Annotated in this window: 14 protein-coding genes; 13 read left to right on the plus strand and 1 reads right to left on the minus strand. The window is 46.7% G+C overall.

Annotated elements, in window-relative coordinates; genetic code table 11:
- Positions 1-151: 151 nt before the first annotated feature.
- The 11 genes from QUB77_RS12705 (at position 152) to rdgB (ending at position 12,294) form a co-directional block, all read left to right on the plus strand.
- Positions 152-877 carry an SDR family oxidoreductase gene (locus tag QUB77_RS12705; protein ID WP_333323036.1) on the plus strand — a complete coding sequence of 242 codons (726 nt, stop codon included), beginning with the start codon at positions 152-154 and terminating at the stop codon, positions 875-877.
- A gap of 105 nt (positions 878-982) precedes the next feature.
- The gene (gene folE / locus QUB77_RS12710; RefSeq protein WP_333323038.1) at positions 983-1,717 is read left to right on the plus strand and encodes a GTP cyclohydrolase I FolE; all 735 of its coding nucleotides are present in this window, start codon (positions 983-985) and stop codon (positions 1,715-1,717) included.
- A gap of 435 nt (positions 1,718-2,152) precedes the next feature.
- Entirely contained in the window at positions 2,153-3,595 is a 1,443-nt protein-coding gene (locus tag QUB77_RS12715; protein WP_333172618.1) for a tyrosine-type recombinase/integrase, read from the plus strand.
- Between the two features lie 438 nt (positions 3,596-4,033).
- Positions 4,034-4,786: a hypothetical protein gene (locus QUB77_RS12720; RefSeq protein WP_333172615.1), complete on the plus strand. Its 753-nt coding sequence runs from the start codon at positions 4,034-4,036 to the stop codon at positions 4,784-4,786.
- Positions 4,787-4,876: 90 nt separating this feature from the next.
- Complete coding sequence (locus QUB77_RS12725; protein WP_333172613.1) at positions 4,877-5,251, plus strand: hypothetical protein; 375 nt, start codon at positions 4,877-4,879, stop codon at positions 5,249-5,251.
- A 545-nt stretch (positions 5,252-5,796) separates the two neighbouring features.
- Positions 5,797-7,404 carry a DUF3854 domain-containing protein gene (locus QUB77_RS12730; protein WP_333172611.1) on the plus strand — a complete coding sequence of 536 codons (1,608 nt, stop codon included), beginning with the start codon at positions 5,797-5,799 and terminating at the stop codon, positions 7,402-7,404.
- Positions 7,398-8,579, plus strand: coding sequence for a hypothetical protein (locus tag QUB77_RS12735; protein WP_333172609.1), 1,182 nt, complete (start codon positions 7,398-7,400; stop codon positions 8,577-8,579). Before QUB77_RS12730 ends, QUB77_RS12735 begins: the two co-directional genes overlap by 7 nt.
- A 167-nt stretch (positions 8,580-8,746) precedes the next feature.
- Positions 8,747-9,025 (plus strand): hypothetical protein, encoded by a 279-nt coding sequence (locus tag QUB77_RS12740; RefSeq protein WP_333172606.1) that lies wholly within the window; start codon positions 8,747-8,749, stop codon positions 9,023-9,025.
- A 344-nt stretch (positions 9,026-9,369) separates the two neighbouring features.
- Complete coding sequence (locus QUB77_RS12745; RefSeq protein ID WP_333172604.1) at positions 9,370-10,794, plus strand: phosphoglucomutase/phosphomannomutase family protein; 1,425 nt, start codon at positions 9,370-9,372, stop codon at positions 10,792-10,794.
- A gap of 275 nt (positions 10,795-11,069) precedes the next feature.
- The gene (locus QUB77_RS12750; protein ID WP_333172602.1) at positions 11,070-11,678 is read left to right on the plus strand and encodes a hypothetical protein; all 609 of its coding nucleotides are present in this window, start codon (positions 11,070-11,072) and stop codon (positions 11,676-11,678) included.
- Positions 11,679-11,706: 28 nt separating this feature from the next.
- On the plus strand, positions 11,707-12,294 hold the full coding sequence (rdgB, locus tag QUB77_RS12755; protein WP_333172600.1) for an RdgB/HAM1 family non-canonical purine NTP pyrophosphatase: 588 nt from the start codon (positions 11,707-11,709) through the stop codon (positions 12,292-12,294).
- Positions 12,295-12,450: 156 nt separating this feature from the next.
- Here the strand turns inward: rdgB and QUB77_RS12760 are convergent, their stop codons facing one another.
- Positions 12,451-12,789, minus strand: coding sequence for a P-II family nitrogen regulator (locus QUB77_RS12760; protein ID WP_006633346.1), 339 nt, complete (start codon positions 12,787-12,789; stop codon positions 12,451-12,453).
- A 353-nt stretch (positions 12,790-13,142) separates the two neighbouring features.
- Between QUB77_RS12760 and QUB77_RS12765 the strand changes: the two genes are divergently transcribed.
- A complete protein-coding gene (locus tag QUB77_RS12765; protein WP_333172597.1) occupies positions 13,143-14,453 on the plus strand; it encodes an MFS transporter in 1,311 nt (436 codons plus the stop codon).
- On the plus strand, positions 14,443-14,589 hold the full coding sequence (locus tag QUB77_RS12770; RefSeq protein WP_333172595.1) for a hypothetical protein: 147 nt from the start codon (positions 14,443-14,445) through the stop codon (positions 14,587-14,589). Before QUB77_RS12765 ends, QUB77_RS12770 begins: the two co-directional genes overlap by 11 nt.
- The last annotated feature ends 211 nt before the right edge of the window (positions 14,590-14,800 follow it).

A 14,800-nucleotide genomic window follows, 5' to 3' on the forward strand; every position in this document is an offset into this window, starting at 1 on the left:
AGTGTTATAATTTCTCAGGTGACACGGCTTAACAGTTCTTAATGTTCATCTCATAATTAACTGTTATCACCCGCAGCAGACAGTTGTCTAATTTGCCTCAGAAGGCTGCAACGCTGTAGGGGGTTGCCGAGCGAAAGTATTAGGACACTGAATGAACCATCCCACAACAAAGCAGGCTCTGATAACCGGAGCCAGCAGCGGTATTGGCAAAGCAACGGCTCTAGCGTTCGCCGCCGAGGGCATAAATCTGGCCTTAGTTAGCCGAGAGTCAGAAAAGTTAGAAGCCGTTGCCGCAGCAGCCCGAGAAGTCGGAGTGAAAGCAAAAGCTTATCCCTTAGACTTGGCAAAAATTGAGCAAGTGCAAAGCAGCATCAGCGCGATCGCATCTCAATTGGGTTCCGTAGATATCCTGGTCAACAGCGCTGGCATGGGCTACACAGGCTCCTTAACGGAAACGCCGCTAGCCGAGTGGCAAAGCGTTCTAGACCTTAATCTTACTAGCGTTTGGCAGTGCATTTTAGGAGTTTTGCCCTCCATGCGCGATCGCGGATCGGGAATCATCATCAACGTTTCCTCGATCGCCGGCAGCCAAACCTTCCCCAACTGGGGAGCCTACTGCGTCAGTAAATTCGGTCTCATGGCTTTGTCTAAAACCTTAGCCGCCGAAGAACGGGCTCACGGAATTCGCGTAACAGCAATCTGTCCGGGTTCTGTCAACACTCCTATGTGGGACACAGACACCGTGCACGCCGACTTCGATCGCACCGCCATGTTAACCCCAGAAATCGTCGCCCAATCAATTCTGCACGCAGTTCAGTTGCCAGCAAGTGCAGTAATTGAAGAAATCACGCTCATGTCCAACGCAGGAGTTTTGTGAACTTGAGATTTGAGACTGCTGGATTTTTTTCTCGAATTCAACAATCTTTGAATCTCTAGCTATATCCCCCAATCCAAAATCGATTCACCCTCACACCAACTTCTTATGACAATTGCATCTTCCGCCGATTCCAATGGCTCGAACTCAATCTCCACTGACAGCATGAAACTGTTACAAACCGCAGATAACAACACCCCGCGCATCCCCACTAGACCCGATCGCAATTCCTCGCACGGTCAAGAATCCAGCGTGCCTAAACCCTCAGAAGTAGGCCAAGAAGAAATGATGGAGGCCGTTCGGACAATGCTGCTGGGAGTAGGAGAAGACCCCGAACGCGAAGGATTGCTCAAAACCCCAAAACGGGTAGCAGAAGCAATGCGGTTTCTCACCAGTGGTTACAGTCAATCCCTCGAAGAACTCCTCAACGGCGCTATCTTTGACGAAGGCCACAACGAAATGGTACTGGTGCGAGACATCAGCGTATTCAGTATGTGCGAACACCATATGCTGCCGTTTATGGGCCGAGTTCACATTGCTTACATTCCCAACCAAAAAGTAGTGGGATTGAGCAAATTAGCCCGAATTTCGGAGATGTACAGCCGCCGATTGCAGGTGCAAGAACGTTTGACGCGCCAAATTGCCGAAGCAGTTCAGACAATATTGGAACCGAAGGGAGTAGCTGTGGTAATGGAAGCCAGCCATATGTGCATGACGATGCGGGGTGTGCAAAAACCTGGTGCTTGGACGGTTACGAGTGCAATGTTGGGCGTGTTCCAAGAGGAACAAAAAACTCGCGAAGAATTCCTGAATTTGATCCGCCACCAACCGGCATTCTTTTAATCAGTTGACAGTTGACAGTTGACAGTTGACAGTTGGGAGTTAACAGTAATTAGTAGATTGGGTTGAGGGACGAACCCTCCGTTTCACTCGGCCCAACATCATCTATCAAGCAAGGCTAATGACAACTAAAAGTCAGCAGTCAACAGTCAACAGCCACAGTACAGGCTATGGGAGCGATTCCCAAATCTAAAATCTAAAATCTAAAATCTAAAATCAGATGACGATCGACTGATAAACCCATAAAATAGACGGGTGACTCATGACTTGTGACTAAATGAATCCTATTCAATTCGGGTAAAACTATGCTATAGTATTTTCAAACGTATGCGGCTACGTTAGGCGGCTAGCTCTGGAAAACCTAGCTAGAGCAAGAATCTAGAAATAGTCTAGAAACCCCCGAACATTGAAAAATCAATACTTTTGGAGCAAACAACCATGAGAGCCGATAAACGTCCTCAACCTTGTGATGTGACTGTGTACTCTGACAAAGGCTCCCTCGCCTTACGCTTCCCGAAGCGCCATGCCTCTCTCTGGGAACAGTTGGACGGCAAGCGCCCGAACAAGGACATTAAAACCCTTGGAATAGGCAAATATGGCTACAAAGACAATCCAGAGGACTGGAAGCGGGCAACACAACTTGCGATCGCACTAGAAGCTGACCTTGACCATCCTGAATGGGAAAAACTATTTGACCCTACCCTTGCCAAGTACGGCTTAGGTGGTGGCAAGTACGCCAAGTTAGCTGATGTACTTCAACTACCGGGTACTAAGCAACCAGAGCCTGAAATTACCGTAGGGGAGATGTGGGAAGCTTACCTAGAGTGGAAAAAGACTGTTATCGAGGAGACAACGTTTAAAGCCACCTATGAGAGAAAGTTTTCTAATTTGGTGTACGGTCAAGTCTGGGACAATCAAGCGAGAGTATACAAGAAAGCTAATAATTGTTCGCTTTCTAAGATTTCTTTAAACGATAGTCAACTCAATGAGAAGCTGGCAGAAATCAAGTCTCATGCTAAATCTTTATTTTTGAAAGAACTTAAACGAGCTTTTGAGTTTTCAAAAACAAAAAAATTACTGCGACATGAAACAGCAGACCCTTTTGTTGATATAGAGAAGTACGCAGTGCCAGCACTGACTACTCAAGACAAATATGCGCCAAAAATAATCAATGGTGAGGAAAAACAATGGCATGAAGTGTTAGATGAAAAAAGTCTTGAAGAAAATCGGCGTGCTTTTACCAGGGAAGAGCGAGATATTATTATCAAGGCTTTTTATGAGTCTGAGTCTTACTCCACGAGAGAATATATAGCACCATTGATTGAGTTTTACTTTTTAACTGGTTGTCGAACAAGTGAAGCTTTTGCTTTAACTTGGAATGATGTCGATTTCCAGCGCCAAACAATTCGATTTAGCAAGTCATTAGGTGCTACTACAGGTAAAGTAAAAGAGACAAAAACAGGAGAAGTACGCCTTTTTTACTTTAAAAAAGGGTCACGATTAGAAAAGTTGATTTTAACAATCAAGCAAAAAAGCATTAACTCTAAATTGGTTTTTACTAACACAAAAGGTGAACGAGTGACAGCTTCTCTGTTAAAAAGTCACTGGTTGTATTACGTCAACAAAAAAACGCTTGCCGATGGCACTGTAAAAAGCTACCACTATCCTGGTATTGTCACTCGGTTAGCTGATGAAGGCAAAATATCAGGCTACCTACCTCAGTATCACACTAGACATACTTACATCACCCTTGCTGCGGAAGCTAATAAACATAACAACAACGCACTGTTACTTATAGCTACTTCCTGCGGTAACAGTGTTGATGTGATTCTTAGGCACTACTTGGGGTTAAGTGAAGCAAGTGAGATCGTAGAAGCCTAACCCACATTACCTACCGACCGCCCCCACAAAGGGCGGTTTTTTATTGGCTAACCGTCGGGTCGGTAGTGCGATCGCTTCAATCACAAAGTGTGCATAGTGTGAATAGAGAGGAAGTATCTCTCTTGGTCTCTGCTGGCATTTCTAGGCGTAGCCGCCTACAGTAGGCGGCTACGGTTGAAAAAGGACTTAAATAGACACTAAAAAACCCGCTGGGTGAGGGAGCTATTACGAGCACAATCACTTGTGTCAGGTGATCAACGATCGTTAGTTCCAATCTGTCGGTAACAACACTTAACCCTATCAGGGATTGACAAATCTACCTGTTCCTTGCGATCGTCTAGTGATGAGGAAGATTTAGGCGTGCTACCCGGTGCTACTAACACCGAATAGCTACGACTTCCCCAACAGTTGACCTAGAACAGTTGGAGCAAAATTATCATGACATTTCAGAACGCCTGCGGCAATGCACAGCCGCAATTCTTGACGCGAGAATCTCTTTTCGACGTGAAAGTCTCGCGTATGCACGTATTTGACAACATCAGCCACGGAACCGCACGGTACATACTCTCTGCGACCATCCCTAAGTACAAGTGGAAAAAGTATTTTGGCTTACCAGTAGCGCCAGTTGCCGATGTGGCTGACTGCTACGGACTGAGAGCGAAAAACATCAAGCACGTGCTCAGTGCCAATAGCTCTTGCCTCGACGAACTAATTGAAGGGGGCTTGCTGATATTGAGGGACAATGCGCTAAACGAAATCCGATCGCAGTTTGAGGTAGACCCAAAGAGTAAAGAACTTTTGCTGTTTCCACCGCAGGCACTTTTAAGACTGTGTCTGTTCTTGCCCGCCCTTCCTGCCGTGTTTCGTACCTTCAATGCCCTCTGGGACTACATCGTGAGCAAAGGGTTGGACGAGTCCACTATTGCCGATTGGGAAAAAACGGCTCACCGCTACTGTGCCATCCACTGCGATCGCATCGGCGAAGACCGAGAACTGGCTGACAGTCTCAAGGTAGAAGCCAAAAACCTCAATTTATACCCTTACGTTCAACATTTCGGAGTTCAAGATTGTCTCGAAAGTTGGTTTGCATTGCTGGCTTACAAGGGTGATTTTCCGCCTCCCAGGGGCAACTACTACATCAGGAAACACCTCTGGGCTGACAGGATAGCTGAAGTCTGCTTGCGCCAATAGTAGTGCCAGCTTACCTCTTTTAACTTTTTCGAGTTTAGCCGCCTATGATAGGCGGCTATTCCTGAAGATACACTTAGTCAAAAATAAACAATGAGAATCGAAGCTACACCCTGGCACGAAACTCGCACTCTCATTCCTCCTCGGATCGAGATGCTGCAAGAGGACGGGATGATTCAGTACAAAAGTTCATTCCTAAAAAAGGAAAGCCCTCGGTGTGCGACTCTTAAACTGAGATTCATTCACTACAACGTTAATTACGTCAAATATTGCTTCCTGAAAGAGTTTTACCCAATCTTGTTTGACGGCGTTAGGGGTGACTCGGTGGCTATGAAAGATGGTAGCGAGCTAACTACCATTGTCAGTGAAGTAATAGCCGACTTTGTTGAATACTGCCGCGAACAACCTTCAGAGGAAAGCGATCGAGAATTGTTTCGAGACTTTTGTAAAGCTCACCTTTTTGGATAGTAATCTCTTTTCAAGTCAATCCGCTCCGGTAGTCGGAGCGGTTTTTGTTGCGGTTTCGCTTGTTGTTGTCAAAATAATCCTAAACTCTAAAGGTTGGGAGGCACAAAATATACAAAAAAGTATGTGACTGTAACCACTTAAACCCTACGGGTTTCGCCAAAATTGTATAGCGTTGTATTGCAAAAATTTGTTCAACCCCGTAGGGTTCCAACAAGTCTTTTTTGCTATCAATTGCCACATTTTGCTATCCCTGCCATCCACCAATAAACTATAATCGGAGTCAGGTTGACTATTGCCGACAGTATCAACCGCACCGCCCGACCTTCGGGCAAAAAAAAAGAGCCGCGAAGCCTTTGACGAGGAACGCGACAAAACAAAAATAATTTCTAGATTCACTTTAACTCGATCGTGTAGCCAGCGGCAAAAATAAAAAATAAATTTTTGCTTTGCAAAACTTCAAAAAATTAACTTTCGGGTTTTTGTAATTTGCGTTCCTCGTCTTTGAGCATAGCGACTCTCCTTGTATAACTACCTTGGAGAACGTTATGTATAGTATACCTCGTCCTGATTTAAGTAGCTCAATTTTTTCCAAACTTGCTCAAAATTGTCACAATTCTTCACGGCTAAACGACACCCACGATTACGAGATTATCTTGAAGCGCGGGATAAAACGCGAGTGGGCTGAGGCAAATTGCCAGACATCCAGTATTTCCGATGCTTCGCTAATGCTTGGATACGAGGCAAAATCAGAAGGTATCATGCTGGAATCGGCTGAGTACAGTCAGTGGCAATTTAAGCCGGATACCCCTTGGGAGAGCAAAGATGGCAGCAAACCTAAGTATCGCACCCCTTTAGGGGAATACGATATTTTCCTTGCCAAACACCCGGAGATAAAGGCATACTGGCGCGACTTAGAGGCGCTCAAAGCGCGGTGCTTCACAATTGACGGCAAACCCTACCTACTCATCACAGAAGGCGGATTCAAAGCGATAATGGGTTGTCAGCACGACATTCCGACTGTTGCCTTAGTGGGAGTAACGATGGGACTAACGCCAAAATCAAAAGGAGAACCCGATTTAGTACCGGGGCTGAAGCGGTTAGCGGAAGCTGGATTTGGTTTTATCATTGCATTCGATGCAGACGCGACTACAAATAAGAATGTACGCATCGCCGAAGCTAAACTCACAAAAGTCCTAAAATCCTACGGTTGCCCGGTACTATCGGTTACAGGTCACTGGAAGAAGGAGGGCGGCAAGGGAATGGACGATTTTATCCAAAAGAACGGGATTGAGGCTTTCCGGGCAATCCTGAGGAAAGCACATCCCGTAGACAGTGAATCGCGTGACACAGGTGATTGCAATAAAAAAGCCAAGTTCCCCAGCTCCGACGCGATGGCAAGGGAAATTGCTGAGGACTACCGCGATAGGCTGAGATTTAACAATACAAACCTTTGCTGGTATCGCTACGAAGCCGACTCGCCGGGAATTTGGAGTCCCGAAACTGACGAGTACATCGAATCGGTTGTGTACCAGATAGTAAAGTCAAAAGGTTTAACCAACCTGCCACCAGCGTACATCGGCGCAACAGTGCGCTTTTTACGGCACGAACTAATAGAGCGGCAGTGGAAGTCGCGAGCCGACCTGTTGCCGTTTCAAAATGGAGCGCTTGAAATTGCCACGGGCAAACTGTTGCCCCATTCTCCCGGATACCATTTTACTTGGACTTTGCCCCGCGCCCACTGCGCTGTTGCCTCGGACTGGCACAAGATTGAAGCGTGGTTGGACTTTGCGACCCAAGGCAACCAGCACGTCAAAAACCTGCTGATAGCATTCTGCAACGCCGTGCTAAAGGGGCGAGCCGACCTTCAGAAGGCTTTGCACCTTATCGGTATAGGTGGCAGCGGTAAAGGCAGTTTTTGCCGCTTAGTTATCGCCCTGATTGGTATAGAAAACACGCACAGCAGCAGCTTGGACGACTGGAGCGGCAATCGGTTTGAGGTAGCTCAGGCTTACGAAAAACGCCTGCTGCTGTTCCCCGACGAAGACAAGGGTGCGAGGCAGCTCAGCAAATTCAAACAAGTGACGGGGGTGACTGGCTCAGGGCGGAAGAAAAAGGCAAGAAGCCCTTCAAATTCAAGTTTGGCGGTATGGTAGCAGTCGCATCCAATTTCCCTATTTTTGGCAGTGACAACTCTAGTGGCATGGCGCGCCGCATTATTCCCGTGCCATTTAACGCGGTAGTAGCCGCTGGCAACCGCCGCGACCTCGACAGCACCTTCGAGCCTGAATTAGCAGCATTCACCAACTACCTACTGGCGCTGGATGACAGTTGGGTGGAACGCACCTTGCGGGGTGTGATCGAGATTCCAGAAATTAACCTTCAGGGTTGGGAGAATAAAATTCGAGAGGACAGCGTTGCGGGCTTCCTCAATGACAGGCTCGTCTATGACCCGTTGGCTCAAACTTCGATAGGAGACTCGGCTTATGCCGAGGGGTCACTATACCAAGCTTACGACCTCTACTGTTCCGACCAGGGACATAAACCACAGGCAGTGAAAAACTTCAGTCCTAACCTTATCGAAGTAGCCAGCGTAATTTTGGGCTGGCAGGTGGAAAAATGTCACACAAGGGTAGGAAAAATAATTAAGGGGCTCCGGCTCCGAACCAAGGCTGACGAACACATTCCGACCTACGATTTTGAACTTCAATCTCGCTGTGACGGATTGGGTGACGGGTCGGTGACGGATAGTGTGACGGGTCAGAACCCTTACCCAGAGCAGATTGTGACGGGTGTGACGGATAAACATCTTATTCAAGTGGAAAAAATTATTGATGATGTCGAGGTCGGTACCGAGGCTTGCGAGGAAGTGCAAACCGAAAATATCCAGAGCAATATAGGCTTCAATCCGTCACACCAGTCACCAGAGCCAGAACCCTTGCCAGTAGCCAATCCTGACCCGTCACCTGACCCGTCACCTGACCCGTCCGAGATTTCCACTGCTGCGAACAAGAGCCGCGCACAAGGGTTAGCTGACGAGATGCGGGAGGCTATTGCTGAAGGCAACCGTGAAAAAGCAAAAGATATTATGAATCGAGTCGCCACTTCCGCTCGTCAAGTACGAGGTTTTTTCAGCAAAAGTTTTACCGAGAAAGAAAACCTGAACATCCGCTTGCTAAAAAACTGTGACGTAACTAAAGGGACATCGGTCAAATATGTAGGGGAAAAATTTGCAGAACAATACCAGGGTGAAATACTAACCGTTGATAGCCTTAATGCTCAAAATGAAATTGCCTGCATCCGACCTGATGGTAAAGGTTTCACGACGTGACTGAAGTCGGAGGACTTACGCAAGCTGTAGCAGTTCTGAGTTTTTGGTTTTGAGTCGAGATACAACCTACTTTTTGCTTTGATTCACCTGATACAGGTGATTATACGCTTGACAGGACAAAGGCAACCGTGCCAAGCTGTTAACATTAAATCACCTGACACAAGTGAATGACTAAAAATATCAACGATGCTAGTTTAGCCAACCTCAAGCATTACGAGGGTAAATGGAAACACGGGCAAACCCGCACCATCCGAGTACCGATTGCTCTAGCCGATCGGGTGCTAGCCCTAGCCAGACAGCTAGATAGCAATGAGTCACTTGACACAAGTGATTTACCTGATGCTGCTACCTTGCTTAACCAGTTGAAAGCCAAGCGCAAAAAGTCCAAGTGTGACCTAGCGGACGTACAAGCAATCTTGGATATGCTGGATAGCTTGTTACCTTAACTTGCCGATCGTCGGCACGGGAGTGCGACTGTTTCATTCACACTATGCACATCTCTCGATTGTAGGTTTTTGGTTCTGACCGGGAGAGCTAACTGCTGATACAACAGAAAACAGGTTAGTATTTCCCGGTCTAGCCGCCTACAGTAGGCGGCTACTTCTAAAAAAGCAAGGTAGGGCAAACACGGTGTGGTGTCGGTAAATCGGCTCTAGAATATTGCTAGAAAAGTACGATCGCAAAAGTAAGCTAGCTCAACGCCTAAAATGACGTAAATACGTTACCTTACTAGAAACAGTCTAGAAAGTACGGTTACAATAGCTGAAAGTATTGATTTATCGAGGTAACAATGAATCCCATTCAATTCGGTACAGATGGCTGGCGCGGCATCATTGCTGACGATTTTACATTCGATCGCGTAGCATTAGTCGCTCCCCTAGCGGCACAAGTTCTCGCACAAACCGGCGGCAGCGATGGCAGCAGCGGTACCGTAATTGTCGGTCACGACCGCCGATTTCTGGCTGAAGAATTTGCCAAAACAGCGGCTGTTGCCATCCAAAACGCAGGATTTGACGTGCTGCTGAGCGAATCCTACGCCCCCACTCCAGCTTTCAGTTTAGCTGCTAAACAATTAAATGCTTTAGGTGCGATCGTCATGACAGCCAGCCACAATCCCGGTGCATATTTAGGGTTAAAAGTCAAGGGCGGATTTGGCGGTTCAGTTTCACCCGAAGTTACTCAACAGATAGAAGAAAAACTAGACAATCCGGCGGCACTTTCAGCAACTCACGGAAAATTAGAGAATTTCAATCCTTGGCCCGCTTACTGCAAAACCTTGCGGGCAATGGTAGATATTGAGGCGATTAAAGAAGCCATCGCCAGCGGCAAAATTACAGTATTTGTAGATGTAATGCACGGGGCCGCCGCCGGAGGATTAGCTCAAATTTTAGAAGAAACGGTACATGAAGTCAACAGCGATCGAGATCCGCTGTTCGGCGGCGGTGCACCGGAACCCTTGCCGCGCTACCTGTCGCAGTTGTTCCGCGTGATGCGTACTCACCAGCGAAAAAGTTCTGGTTTGTCAATTGGATTTGTATTTGACGGAGATAGCGATCGAATTGCAGCCGTTGACTCTAGCGGCAACTTTCTCAGTTCACAAATCCTAGTTCCCATCTTAATCGAACATTTAGCAAAACGGCGCGGCTTGACCGGGGAAGTGATCAAAACAGTCAGCGGTTCAGACATAATTCCCAAAATTGCCAAGCTGTACGACTTGCCTTTATTTGAAACGCCGATCGGTTACAAGTATATAGCCGATAGAATGTTAACCACCCAAGTCTTAGTCGGTGGCGAAGAATCGGGAGGAATTGGCTACGGTACACACATCCCCGAACGAGATGCTTTGCTGTCAGCCCTGTACTTGTTAGAAGCCGTTGTCAAATCCGGCGAAGACTTAAGCGAAATTTACAGCCGACTGCAACAAGAAACAAACTTTACTTCAGCGTATGACAGAATCGACTTGCACTTAGCAAACATGGACGAACGTTCCCGCTTGCTGTCGCTGCTGCAAAATCAACCCTTAACAGAAATCGCAGGCAAAGCAGTTGTTGATTGCAACAAAGTTGACGGATATAAATTCCGCTTAGCCGACGGAAGTTGGCTGTTAATTCGCTTTAGCGGAACCGAACCCGTGTTGAGGTTATATTCGGAAGCAGCGACCTTGAAAGAAGTTATGCAAAACTTAAACTGGGCGAAAGCTTGGGCGCATAATTAATCGGAGTTGTCAACCGCAGATGAACGCAGATGAACGCAGATAAATTGATATCAAATCTCTCTTTCTCCGTGTCCTCTGCGCCCTCTGCGGTCAAAAAAAATCTTCTTCGTAAATGAAATCGTGTTGCCGTAGCAATCCTCCCATCAATTGTTAACTCTTTCTCTTCTATTATCTTCTCTTCCTTGGCGTCATTAGCGTGTTCGCGGTTCGTAAAAAAATCTTACTCACCAAGGAAATACTATTGCTATATCAGATAAATTTTAGGATAAAAGAAGATGGCATACAGCGATTTCAGCCTTGCAAGAGTCAAAAAAGATTTTGGATTAACCTTGGATGAAACACGCAATTTATTTGTTGATACAAAACCAGTTTCCCCCTCCGAAATTTTAACAACAATCCTGATTGATTATGTACCGCTAGCCACTTTTATTTCCACAGAAAAAGCTCGATCGGAATTTTTGACTGCCCCGATATTAGCAGAAGTTCGGCGATTGTTAAACAAACGAGTTTCTCTTTTTTCCGGCAAGGATTTTACTGTCGATCCAGAAAAAGGTTTGCAAGGATTTTGCGATTATATTATTAGCGGGTCTTCAGAACAATTGTTTATCAGCGCTCCAGTTGTGACCATCTTTGAGGCAAAAAAGGAAGATATAATTGGCGGTTTGGGTCAATGCGTAGCCGCAATGGTAGCGGCCCAATGTTTCAATCGAAACCAAGACACTGAGGTCGATCGCATTTACGGCGCGGTGACGACGGGAACTAACTGGAAATTCTTGATTTTGGAGCAAACTACTGTTTATATCGATCCGATTGAATACTATATTCAAGATGTTGATAAGATTTTGGGAATTTTGTTGCAACCATTTTCCCAATATGTTTGTTAATATGGAGCCGTAAGTTTTAAGAGAAATAATGACCGATCGCAAATTGCTAGTTGTAGCTACGGGCAATCCGGGTAAACTAAAGGAAATGCAAGTTTATCTTCAGGATTTGGGATGGGAATTGGAACTCAAACCGTCCGAGTTGGAAATCGAGGAAATAGGCGAAACTTTTATTGCTAATGCTTGCTTGAAGGCCTCTGAAGTGGCAAAAGCAACGGGCAAATGGTCGATCGCCGATGATTCTGGTTTAATGGTAGATGCACTCAACGGCCAACCCGGGATTTACTCGGCACGTTACGGGAAAACCGATGCTGACAGGATATCTCGACTCCTCAAAGAATTGGGTAGCGAACAAAACCGGGAAGCACAATTTGTTTGCGCGATCGCGATCGCCCGTCCCGACGGTACAATTGCCTTGCAAGTAGAAGGAATTTGTCGGGGCGAAATTCTCCACACTCCTCGCGGTACGGGAGGTTTCGGATATGACCCCATTTTTTACGTACCCGCACAGCAACAGACTTTTGCGGAAATGACACCGGATATCAAGCGAGCGCACTCTCACCGCGGCCGAGCCTTCCAGGCTCTTTTACCACAACTTACGAAAATTGTCAACCCATAATGAGGAAAACAGCCAAAACAGGGGGTAACTGTGGCATTGGAGATTGACACTTAGGTATCAAAATTAAACAGGAAAGAGGTTTTTGGTTGGCAATGATTAGTTACCGACGACCAATTACCTGTTTGGCCAATGCCCAATGCCCAATGCCCCAGTATCTTAGATTGCTTCCAAGTTCTTTTCCCCAGTCCGAATCCGAATAATTTGTTCTACAGGAGAGATGAAAATCTTGCCGTCGCCAATCTCGCCCGTGCGGGAAGCCGCGATAATTTTATCAACCACCATGTCAACCTGATCGTTTTCCACAACAATCTCGACCTTGAGCTTTTGCAAGAACTCAACGGTGTACTCAGAACCACGATAGCGTTCTGTCATGCCCTTCTGACGACCAAAACCTCTAACTTCAGAAACAGTCATCCCCACAATACCAGCATTGACGAGTGCGATTTTCACTTCGTCTAGTTTAAAGGGGCGAATAATAGCTTCAACCTTTTTCAAGTTTTTCACTCCTAACAGTTAGTACCTTCGTTATATTACTTAATCGGCGTGACATCTTTTAATATCACTGCCAGCAACAAGTATTTTGTCAAGTATATTACCGTATCTTGTACTCGCGATGAAATGCACGCCAACCTTTAACAATCTTCTCGGATTTTCCCGGCGAGCGGGTTCTCGGCTCCGGCCGATCGCGCTAGAGTTAAGAAGACTGCAGCAGCCGTCCCCCGCCGATCTGCTAAAACAGAACAAGAACCCAGGAGACAGGAGTTTTCCGAGTTTCCGCTTTCCTATGTCAGATTTGCACATATTGCTGAAAACTATAATTGCCAGAGGCGGTCAGTTAAACTATTCCTATGCACCCAGCCAGCCCTCCCCCTGACCGCAGCGGGCTTGATGCCCTACTGAGAAATCGCCCCTTCCTCGCCTTGTGGACGGGCCAGTTATTGGCCCAAGTGGCGGATAAAATCTTTTACGTATTGCTGATTATTCTGTTGAAAACAGGCGACTACCGACCGTGGCCTGTTTCTTGGCAGCATTCGGAAAATTCTATGGAAAATTCTATGCTGTCAGCGGTGATGATTGCCTACACCGTGCCGGCAATCGTCTTTGGTTCCGTAGCCGGTATCGTGGTAGACCGCTTTTCCAAAAAGCAAATGCTGATCGCCTGCAACGTGATTCGAGCCGGGTTGATTGTAGCTTTGCCGTTTTTGCCCAAAGCTTTTGTGGTTTTGTTGACGATGACGTTTTTGATCTCTACCGTAACGCAATTTTTTGCTCCGGCAGAGCAGGCTGCAATCCCCCTGGCCGTGGGCCGAGAGGGACTGATGTCGGCAAATGCGCTGTTCGCCTCGTCCACAATGGGCGGCATTATTGTCGGTATGACGATCGGCGAACCGCTGTTTAGTTGGGTCAAACACAGCTTCGGATCAGTTTCTCAAGAGTTTTTGCTGGGCGGGTTGTACCTGATATCGGCAGGTTTGATCTATGCCATGCGGATCAAAGAAGGTCATGTCGGCAGCAGTGGCAAAAACGTCCATCCTTGGCAAGACCTCAAAGAAGGTTTGCGCTACTTGAAACACAATCACCTTGTCAGCAACGCGATGGTGCAGTTGACCATTTTGTATTCCGTGTTTGCGGCGCTTCAGGTGCTGGCGATCGCGCTTTCGGGCAAAATAGGTCTCAAAGAAACTCAATTTGGCTTTTTGCTCGCTGCTGCAGGAATTGGAATGGTCTTCGGTGCAGCCTTTTTGGGACACTGGGGTCATCGAATGCACCACAAACCTCTGCCTTTAATCGGTTTCTTGATGATGGGTTTTGTATTAGCAATGTTTGCCTTTACTCGACAGTTATGGGTGGGATTCGGATTGAGTGCTCTGTTTGGTTTTGGTGCTTCCTTGATTAACGGGCCGATGCAGGCTCTGATTCAAGAAAAAACTCCAGAATCTATGCGGGGCAAAGTCTTTGGATTGGAAAACAATGCGATTAATATTGCTCTGAGCCTGCCTTTAGCACTGACCGGCCCGCTGACGGATGCTGTCAGTAATGCTGTCGGCGACGATGACTTGGGCTTGCGGATCGTGTTGCTGAGTTTGGGCTTTTTGGTTTCGGTGATGGGCATGGCAGCTTGGAAACATACTCGCAAAGTCTTGCAGGATGTTCTCTGAACTGTGGCAAGAAGGAAGTTCGGCAACGAGCAATGTAGGGGATGTAACGGATGTAACGGATGTAACGGAGGTCAGGAAGAAGGAAGAGGGAAGAGGGAAGAGGGAAGAGGGCTTTATTTTAGCGATCAATCTCTAACATCGTAACCGCCCTGATGGTTAGGACGTTCTTAATTGCTGAAACGATTGTTTTTCTTGTCGAATGGCGAATGACAAATGCTATACAAGCCTCATATTGCGGTAAATCGGCATAGAAGCCACGATTTCCTCGGTTTCTTTTCTGCCTCTGCTGTTCCACGATTTCTCGATCGGGCGAACCCTGTCCAATCGCGAAATCTTTTGTAAAATCT

Origin of the sequence: Microcoleus sp. AT9b-C3, assembly GCF_036705485.1 — a bacterium.
Classification (GTDB): Bacteria; Cyanobacteriota; Cyanobacteriia; order Cyanobacteriales; family Microcoleaceae; genus Microcoleus.

Bases quoted from the DNA above. Each gene is read 5' to 3' on its own strand.
- rdgB (WP_333172600.1), top strand. From the start codon at position 11,707: ATGACCGATCGCAAATTGCTAGTTGTAGCTACGGGCAATCCGGGTAAA.
- QUB77_RS12715 (WP_333172618.1), top strand. From the start codon at position 2,153: ATGAGAGCCGATAAACGTCCTCAACCTTGTGATGTGACTGTGTACTCT.
- QUB77_RS12730 (WP_333172611.1), top strand. From the start codon at position 5,797: ATGTATAGTATACCTCGTCCTGATTTAAGTAGCTCAATTTTTTCCAAA.
- QUB77_RS12725 (WP_333172613.1), top strand. From the start codon at position 4,877: ATGAGAATCGAAGCTACACCCTGGCACGAAACTCGCACTCTCATTCCT.
- QUB77_RS12705 (WP_333323036.1), top strand. From the start codon at position 152: ATGAACCATCCCACAACAAAGCAGGCTCTGATAACCGGAGCCAGCAGC.
- QUB77_RS12735 (WP_333172609.1), top strand. From the start codon at position 7,398: ATGGTAGCAGTCGCATCCAATTTCCCTATTTTTGGCAGTGACAACTCT.
- QUB77_RS12745 (WP_333172604.1), top strand. From the start codon at position 9,370: ATGAATCCCATTCAATTCGGTACAGATGGCTGGCGCGGCATCATTGCT.
- QUB77_RS12770 (WP_333172595.1), top strand. From the start codon at position 14,443: ATGTTCTCTGAACTGTGGCAAGAAGGAAGTTCGGCAACGAGCAATGTA.
- QUB77_RS12740 (WP_333172606.1), top strand. From the start codon at position 8,747: ATGACTAAAAATATCAACGATGCTAGTTTAGCCAACCTCAAGCATTAC.
- QUB77_RS12765 (WP_333172597.1), top strand. From the start codon at position 13,143: ATGCACCCAGCCAGCCCTCCCCCTGACCGCAGCGGGCTTGATGCCCTA.
- folE (WP_333323038.1), top strand. From the start codon at position 983: ATGACAATTGCATCTTCCGCCGATTCCAATGGCTCGAACTCAATCTCC.
- QUB77_RS12720 (WP_333172615.1), top strand. From the start codon at position 4,034: ATGACATTTCAGAACGCCTGCGGCAATGCACAGCCGCAATTCTTGACG.
- QUB77_RS12750 (WP_333172602.1), top strand. From the start codon at position 11,070: ATGGCATACAGCGATTTCAGCCTTGCAAGAGTCAAAAAAGATTTTGGA.